This is a genomic window from Nitrospira sp., assembly GCA_029194675.1.
In the GTDB taxonomy this organism is placed as follows: domain Bacteria; phylum Nitrospirota; class Nitrospiria; order Nitrospirales; family Nitrospiraceae; genus Nitrospira_D.
On the sequence record JARFXP010000016.1, the window covers coordinates 1 to 7,880 of the forward strand.

General features: G+C 53.9%; 6 protein-coding genes and 1 pseudogene. 2 read left to right on the forward strand and 5 right to left on the reverse strand.

What is annotated here, in order from left to right; translation table 11 throughout:
- A partial coding sequence (locus tag P0120_24870) for a hypothetical protein (GenBank protein ID MDF0677543.1) occupies nt 1–224 on the forward strand: 224 nt, incomplete at its 5' end.
- A gap of 19 nt (nt 225–243) precedes the next feature.
- Here the strand turns inward: P0120_24870 and P0120_24875 are convergent.
- From P0120_24875 to P0120_24895, 5 genes and pseudogenes are all read right to left on the reverse strand, one after another.
- Nucleotides 244–459 carry a hypothetical protein gene (locus P0120_24875; GenBank protein MDF0677544.1) on the reverse strand — a complete coding sequence of 72 codons (216 nt, stop codon included), beginning with the start codon at nt 457–459 and terminating at the stop codon, nt 244–246.
- 47 nt (nt 460–506) lie between these two features.
- Complete coding sequence (locus P0120_24880) at nt 507–767, reverse strand: DUF2442 domain-containing protein (protein ID MDF0677545.1); 261 nt, start codon at nt 765–767, stop codon at nt 507–509.
- Between the two features lie 76 nt (nt 768–843).
- Nucleotides 844–2,304, reverse strand: a complete 1,461-nt coding sequence (locus tag P0120_24885) for an AAA domain-containing protein (protein MDF0677546.1) — start codon at nt 2,302–2,304, stop codon at nt 844–846.
- 422 nt (nt 2,305–2,726) lie between these two features.
- Nucleotides 2,727–3,621: pseudogene (locus P0120_24890) on the reverse strand (IS1595 family transposase).
- 33 nt (nt 3,622–3,654) lie between these two features.
- Complete coding sequence (locus P0120_24895; GenBank protein ID MDF0677547.1) at nt 3,655–6,627, reverse strand: AAA domain-containing protein; 2,973 nt, start codon at nt 6,625–6,627, stop codon at nt 3,655–3,657.
- A 1,058-nt stretch (nt 6,628–7,685) separates the two neighbouring features.
- Between P0120_24895 and P0120_24900 the strand changes: the two genes are divergently transcribed.
- On the forward strand, nt 7,686–7,880 hold a 195-nt coding region (locus P0120_24900), incomplete at its 3' end, for an NADH-quinone oxidoreductase subunit A (protein ID MDF0677548.1).

Below are 7,880 nucleotides of genomic sequence, written 5' to 3' on the forward strand. Positions count from 1 at the left end.
GAGAAACAGTCAAACGGCAGGTCTCGGCCTTCCTTACGACCTATCAGCAGGTGAAGCCGACTCTGACAGGCACCGATCTCAGGATGATGGGATTGAAACCAGGTCCCCAGTTCAAAAAGATCCTTGATCAACTGCTTGATGTGCGGCTGAACGGGGAGATCAAGACAGAGTCGGAGGAGAGGGATCTGGCCATGAAGCTTATCGGGTTGAAAACGGATGAGTAGCAGTTGTCCACTGCCCCCGTTATACGGCAATAGGAGTCAGAGCGAACACACGGCCATACCGTGCTGCTGTCGCGGTGTCTCCATTTTGCAACGCTTCACGCACATCATCAAGCTTGTACGCATCTTCAATCGATAGGTAGGGAGACCACGCGTCGTCCGTCACCAACAGCTCAACATCGACTTCTGCCAAATATCGTCCTTCGTGAATCAGTTTCGTTCGCGGTTGTTTATTCATGTGGCGATAAGTCGCACCGATTGTTGACGCCGGTCTCGATTTTGAGACTAGGCCGCCCCTCGTTCCGTACCGACGTCGGCACTCTCGTACAGTTCCTCAGGGGCAATGTCCGCACCGTTCGGCCAGGCGACCGTCCAGCCATCGAGGAAGAATCGCCGAAAGTACTTCCTGTCTTTCAACGGCTCAAAGACCGGCCCCTTCAGATAGCGTCGGAAGTCGATCGTTTTTTCCGAATTGTCATCGAAGGTGACATGAATCCGGTAGCCGCCTCGATATTCGGCTTTGGTCACACATGGGGTCCTGTTCATGACGCGTCCTCCCTCGCAATTATCGCAACAGCGGAAAGCTTGAACAATCGTTTTGGCCGTTCCGTAGTGCATTTTCTCAGGCCGTTCCTTGAGAAAGCAGCCTCAGCCTCCGATTCTTAGCTTTGTAGGTTTCTATGCTGCCATGCTTTTCAAGGATACTGACGTTTCGCATGGTGCGCTTTTCAAATTCCTCGCGAGGCTTGCCACGGGTTAGTACTCCTACCTCCTTAAGCACGCGGGAGGCAAGTGAATGAATAGTGCACGACTGATTAGGGCAGCTGGACAAAACCCGCAGAATCGCATCCTGTATCTCGCTCGAGGTTATTTCATCTGGTCGGCGGCTTGATGTTCTGAAGTCGGCCTCAGATTCGTTCGATGATTCGTGTTCGTCATCAGTCTCATCTTCATCTTCGGCTACAGGGCTCTCCAAATCAATGTCAGGGGCCGAATCCATCCGTCGTGAGTTTGAGAGAATGCCTCTCTCCTCCAAGGCTACCCATAGTCTTGCAAGGGCATTATCTTTATTGGAATAGAAGGCCGATTCTCTCACGCTAAAGAATTTCCAACCGCATCGTTCCAAATCGCGCTGGCGTTGCATGTCGGCTTCATAACGGTCAGCTCCATGCCAATGGTCGCCATCGCATTCTACGGCCAAACGTGCCTGACCACCTTCGACCACAAGGTCAATCCGCTTGCCCGCAAATTCGTATTGAGCGAGCACGGTGAAGTTTTTGCGCAGAAGTTCCAGAGCAACGTCCACTTCAAACCAGCTTTCAAACGGCGCGGGGGGCTTCACAACACCCCGGTTATCCTGGGCTGCCCGCTGCTCCAGTTCATCTCGTTCGATTCCCGAAATCTGCTGTGGCCTCGTGTTCTCGAAGTGTTCCAGCAATCGTCGTCGAAGACAGAATGGGCTCAGATCATTACATGTGACGGAATGGTAGAGAATCATCTGATCACGGGCGCGGCTGGCCGCGACATTAAAGCGTCTTTCGTCCGCCGCTTTTGTCAGAGCCCCAATTCGTTCGTTACTGGCCGCGACGAGCGACAGGACCATAATGTCGCGCTCATCTCCCTGAAAACTGTAGGGGTTCCCGCAGACCAGGCGACGCCGTTCCATTTCCTCAGCGCCCAATTGTTCGAGTAACTGATTCTCAATCAATGCCGCTTGTGCCTCGCCCTGAAGAACCACAACTCCCATCGACTTGCCGTCGTATCGGCTGTCCCCGCACATCTCCACGATCCTCTCGACAATGGCTTTGGCCTCCGGTCGATTGATAGCGCGATTGTTGGAGCCTTCCCGATACCCGCCGCTCACAAAAACATGATCGAGCGGCGGCAGCCGATTCGGACTATACTGCCTCAAGGGAATCAGTGGGGTATCAGAATAGCAAAGATCATTGCTGAAGCGGATAATCTCCGGCATGCAACGAAAATGCTCGCGGAGCGTGATTCGACTGGTTCCGTAACGGAGTTTTCCATGATCGAAAAGGCTGACATTGACATCGAAGTATTCTTTGAAATTGAAATCAGACAAGTATTCGTCTAGCAACTTGTTAATTGGTGCGGTATCTTGAAATTCTCCAGTGGGACTGATCTGTTTATCATCTCCGACGATTAGTATCGTTTTTCCGAGATAAAAGAGAGGTAATGCTTCAAATCCACACTGAGAAGCCTCATCAACTATAATTACGTCAAACATACCAGGCGCGGGATTTACTGTGTCCCAAATGCGGTGAAGAGGCATCACCCATGCCGGAACGGCATCCTTGCATTCAGTTAGACTTCGCTGAGCCGCCTGACGCTTTCGAAAATCGCGTTTGCCTTTGCCAGTTTTGGACAGGGAATTGACGTTCTTACACCATGCCTCCATGTGCCGACGATGCGACTCCTTCATTCGTTCGAAACAGAACGACCAGGCATGATGCGAAGCGAGTTTCGCAATAACGGTGTTTATGCTTATCCGGTTGACTCCGAAACATACAGCCTGTTGTAGGGAGTAGGGCCGTGACGTGTAGCCAGCCCCAGAAGTGTTTGGAACGCCGCCATGGGGGTACGGCGCCGGTTGAACCGAAAGGTGAACTCATCGAGGTACACCTGCAGGTGCTGGGTGCCAACGCCGTGATGAGTGCCGCGAAGCCAGGTCTTGAGGTTCCCGAAAACGCGGTGAATGCGTGGCAACACCTTCTCCGCACGTTTCGGATCCCCTGGGTGCGCGGACGATGGCGATATCCCATCGTCGCGAGGGGGCGTAACTCGGCCAGCCATCGGTGACGACGATTGCCTCCCGCTCGACGTGTGCCTTCACGAAACCCGTCAGCGAGGGGCCCGAGGCGTCCGGAACCACCTGGAGACGGACTCTCCCCGAGGCCTTACCGCGCACCTCGACGGCCGCCGCCACCAACGCCTTGTCGAGGAGCTGTCGGCCGCCCCGCAGGCCGACTTCCTGGCCTCCCACATAGGTCTCGTCCACCTCGACCTTGTCGTGCAACGGCTCGCGGTCGGGGCGGACCATGGCCCGCCGGAGCTTGTGGAGGATGGCCCAGGCGGTTTCGTAGCGGCCGATCCCCAATTGCCGCTGGAGTTGGAGTGCCGACAGGCCAGGGGTGTGCGTGGTCACCAAGTACGCGGCCCAAAACCAAAGAGTCAGCGGCGTACGTGTCCGATGCAACACGGTCCCGGCCGTGACCGAGGTCTGGTACCCGCAGGCTTTGCACTGCCAGAGTCGCCGCCGCGGCAGCTCAAAGGCCTCCGTGTGCTGGCATCCTGGACAGCGATACCCTTCTGGCCACCGACAGGCCGCAAGGTAGGCGCGGCACGCAGCTTCGTCCCTGAAGCTGCGCCTGAAACTGAGCCAGCGTTCTCGGGAAGTCTGGGCGAGCCACCCTCAGACACTACCGATGGGGGTACTCGGAGTCAACCGGATAAGTATTACGGTGTTTATTTCGTCTTCGATCTGTTTAGCACGCTTAGCGAGCGCCGGAACATCTTCCTGCCGAATGTAATCATCGATCCAGTATCGAGCCTGCGCCCAATGCCACGCGTCCGCAATATGCTCGATTCGTTCCTCCCAATAAGGCTCGTTGTAAGTCCGTTCCAAGCAATCGGTTAGACGCGGTAGTTGTCGACGTAATTGTGATATGGCTTTATCCAGCCCTTGAAGGCATTGACGTTGTTTCTCCAAGTCCTGGATTGTGTTTCCGCTCTGTGTGAAGCCATCGACGTCACGGCCCCGAATTGCGGTCAGCACGTCGCTTACCACCGGATGTGCGTTGGGTCTGGTGGCCAAGCCGGAAACTGGAATCTCAACACATTTGATTTCATCGGCGGTGAGTCGCTTGCGGTTACGAGCCAGTGCGAGGCGGCATGAGAGGATAGTCTTCTCAATCTGGAGTTCATCAGCCCATATAGGTTCGCCTATCGCCGAACAACACCCTATCGCTTCACGACATTTGGTAATAAGTCCTTCAAGCGACAAGGCATTTTCGAGTGCTTCGCAGTGCGCTTTGAGTGAGGTCAGTTGCAGAGCATAGGGTCCATGAACTCTGTCACTCCGTCCAATCCAGAATCTCCATGCCTTCTCACATTCAATGCGAACGCGGAGCGTGTCAGCAAGAAGTGAGAAGTGTTCAGTTGTCGTGCAAGTATGTCCGCCAATCCTGGCCGACTTGATCACATACAGTCGCTCTTTCACCAGCTTTGGCCGAAAGGGTCCCCAACCTAACTTTCCGCCGTTATCCATGTGTTGTTCCAGTTGCCGAGCGTCTTCATGCAGCGTTCTGATATCGATAGTATCCGGGAACTCGATGCTAGTGTTGTCCGCAGTAGCAATGAGTACTTCGACTGATGAAACTGTCCCCTGTGTGACACGGAGAAGTTGGCGCCATAGGGACGGATTGCCGCTTAGGATGTCACGCACGGCCTCGTTTAGCCAAGAATGCGCCATCGTCAACAATCTTTTCCGAGTGTCGCGAAAAGTAGACAGAGCATTACAAACCGCCTCGATAGTCGCGGAATTGCTTTTCACCAACAGATCGGCAATGCGTCCATCAGCTCCGTTTTCCGAGTTCCGCTCTTCTGCTATCGCACTGGACTCGCTCCTCACCAGTTCGGCAAAGCGTTCCGAGGATGGCAGCGCCTCAGGCCATGCAAGCTCCAAATCCCTGCGTCTCTCCACAGTAAATCGCCGAAGAGACACAAGAACGGTGTATAGATCGTTAGCGGATAACGGACAAGCTTGGCCTAAGGGAACAGCATCAATGAACCATTCATGAGTGGCACGATCGCGATTTACGGCCTCGGCGATTCTAGCGGCTGTCCCTCGATAGGTTCCCTCCGCGATAGACTGAATATGCGTTTCGGATTCTCGGATATCGCGCAGTCGCCGGCTGACTTTTGCCTTTTCCTCGCGTAGCTTCCATAGATACCCTTCAAGTTCCGTGCGCTCTCGCTTGGCGTGATTCTCATTCCACTGCGCATTCTTGCGAAGAATGCCGCCAACGCTGGACTCGAGCGAGCGCCGTTCCTCAAGTCCGCTGCCAAGCAGATTGATGCAGAGCGGTCGCAATTCCTCAGGAAGAAGTCCCTCAAGAACCTGAAGGGCGCGTGGCGTCTTGGCCGTAATCAGCGTACGTTGTCCTGTTGCAAGCAGATGGCAAATCAAGTTTGCGATAGTATGGGACTTCCCCGTGCCAGGTGGCCCTTGCACCAAGATCCCGCTTGACGACCGGATCTTGTCAACAATGCGGCGTTGCTCATTATTCGATGGCTTCGGGAAAAAGACTTCCCCACCAAATTTAATGTCCGTTTCTTCTGGTCCATCGCTCGGTTCACGACTATCGTTCGGACGAGTCTCCGCAAGGTCCGCGAATTCACCGGGGATGGCTTCACCCTTTGAGATTTGCTCCTTGATCCGTTTTAAGGTTTCGGTGAGACCTCTGGAAGAACGCTTACGCAAGATTAAGGCGGGGGCATACTCGACAACGGGCTTTTTCAAACCACGGATGCTTTTCGCCTCCAACGAGTCGTCATAAGTGCCTTGCGAGTCGAACAAATGCACTAACGTTTGGAGTACGCCTTTAACACAACTGTTTTCCCATGGATCGTTTTCAGCTCTAACAAGTGAAGCCTCCGCGGTTTCCTCTGCACGCGCTGGCTGCTCCTCTATGTCCAGCATGTCAAGTTCAGGCCGTAGCTTGGTGCCTTCGGTATGGGGCCGGACGATGAATTTCCCCAAACTGGCCACAAATTCCAAAATGGCATCGGCAACTACCAAGTGACGCCGGACATGCTGTCCGGTGGGTGTCTGCCAGGTCAGCAGACCCAGGCCAAGCACAAGCTCGTATTCCTCGCCTATGCGGAGTTGCTCCTGATAGATGGCAAAAAGCGTGGAATAAACCTTGTGTACTTTTTCCCAGGCATTATGTTCTTCCGTCCAAGGGAACCATTCGTCCTCGATATACCGATCCCATGCTTCGCGCACTTCGGGATGATCTGCGAGCAATTCGGTATGCGTGATGGTTTCCGGCTGGTCTGATCCTTCGTGCCAAGCGGGATTCAGGATTTGCCGAGTGATTTCCGGAAGGAGATCGGGCAAGTCGTTCTTATTGCGGAGTGAAGATCGCTTTACCCAGTCTTTGCATTGAGCTGGAACGGCTGGGAGTTCAGGTTCTCGCCGCTGTTGCACTTCCAACCATTCGTCAGGCTCATGTTCCTCATCATGTCCCCACGCCTGCGTAAAGCAACCTCGCTCATGTGGAACGTCTGATATCCAAAGAACCTTTTCGTATTCGGCGATGTCGCGAATCAGTTTCGACCGAAGCAGAGCCAGCCTTGTCAGATAATCGACAAGCCGAATCATCTTCTGGATCTCAGGTCTATCTATTTGTTGGTCGCTCAAGCAATTACCTGTCTCTATGGTTTCAAAACCTAATGGAATAGGACTCCGGCCAGTATAGTGGGCCGCCGCCAGAACGCAGGTGTAATTCGTGGTCATTAGGCCATGGGTAACCGGGACATTCAACTTTTTAGGGGTTCTTGGAACGGTCGATTCCTACTGCTGGAAGAGGGAAAACAATCTCGCCGTCGTAACTAACGGGCGACGATGCTGAATTGCGCGGAGTAGCCGAGCTGCGCGAGTAGTTGCTCGCCCGCTTAAGCAGGAGGTCATGTTGTGGAGCCGTGGAGGAATGCGGAGAGGAAAGTATGGATCAGATCTTGAACCGTGCGATGATATAGGTCAGTCCATCGGAATGATCGTCGCAGAGACTTCATTGGGTAAGAGCAGAGTGGCCGCCGCGTGTTCTGTTCGTCCGGTTGAATCGACGCGAATGACGCCATCGGTTGCGGCACGCCGTCAGGCTGAAATGGTAGCATTTATTGACCAGAGGCACTGATAGAATTCATTCTCTCCGGGAAAAGTTTCCATATACGTTTGCAGTTCGCTGAGTCTGGTAATCCGACTACGTGCGATCGTCTTGCCTGGAGAACGGCTGAAAGAGCCTACCCGGTAGGGCCATTAATCGAGGCTGAACGCATCTGACTTTTCCTCCTGTTTTTCAGCATATTTCTTACCAACCATCCTCCCCCACAATTGAGCAGCAAGAGGAGCAACAGGCGCATGTCGATCCACAGCGAGACAATGATAAGCGGTGTAATCGCTGTCCTTTTCACCGTTGTCTGTTTGCCGGGTGTCCTCACGCCGATAGGACTGCCTCTTGCCGTCTTGTACCTCCTACCCCTCGTGCTGACATCATTGTTGCGACGCCGTGAGGAACTTATCGGGCAACTGCACTTTCAGGACCTCTTGGTTCATACCTCAGGAAGGCGAAAGTGCCTGTAGGTAATTCTGCCATGTCACAGGACCCTATTTGGCAGGTCTGCGTCTATGGGTTAGCTGTCGGCCTCGTAATTGTCGTCATGTTGGGATTCCCGGCGTTGCTTGGTGAGCGTCACTGGAAGAAACCCGAACGTCGATCCGAAAGCGCGACCGGCATTCCCTATGAATCTGGTATCAGGCCGACCGGCAGCGCTCAAGTTCGCCCGCCGGTGCAATATTACTTGGTCGCCATGTTCTTCGTCATTTTCGATGTTGAGGCGGCTTTTCTGTATGCC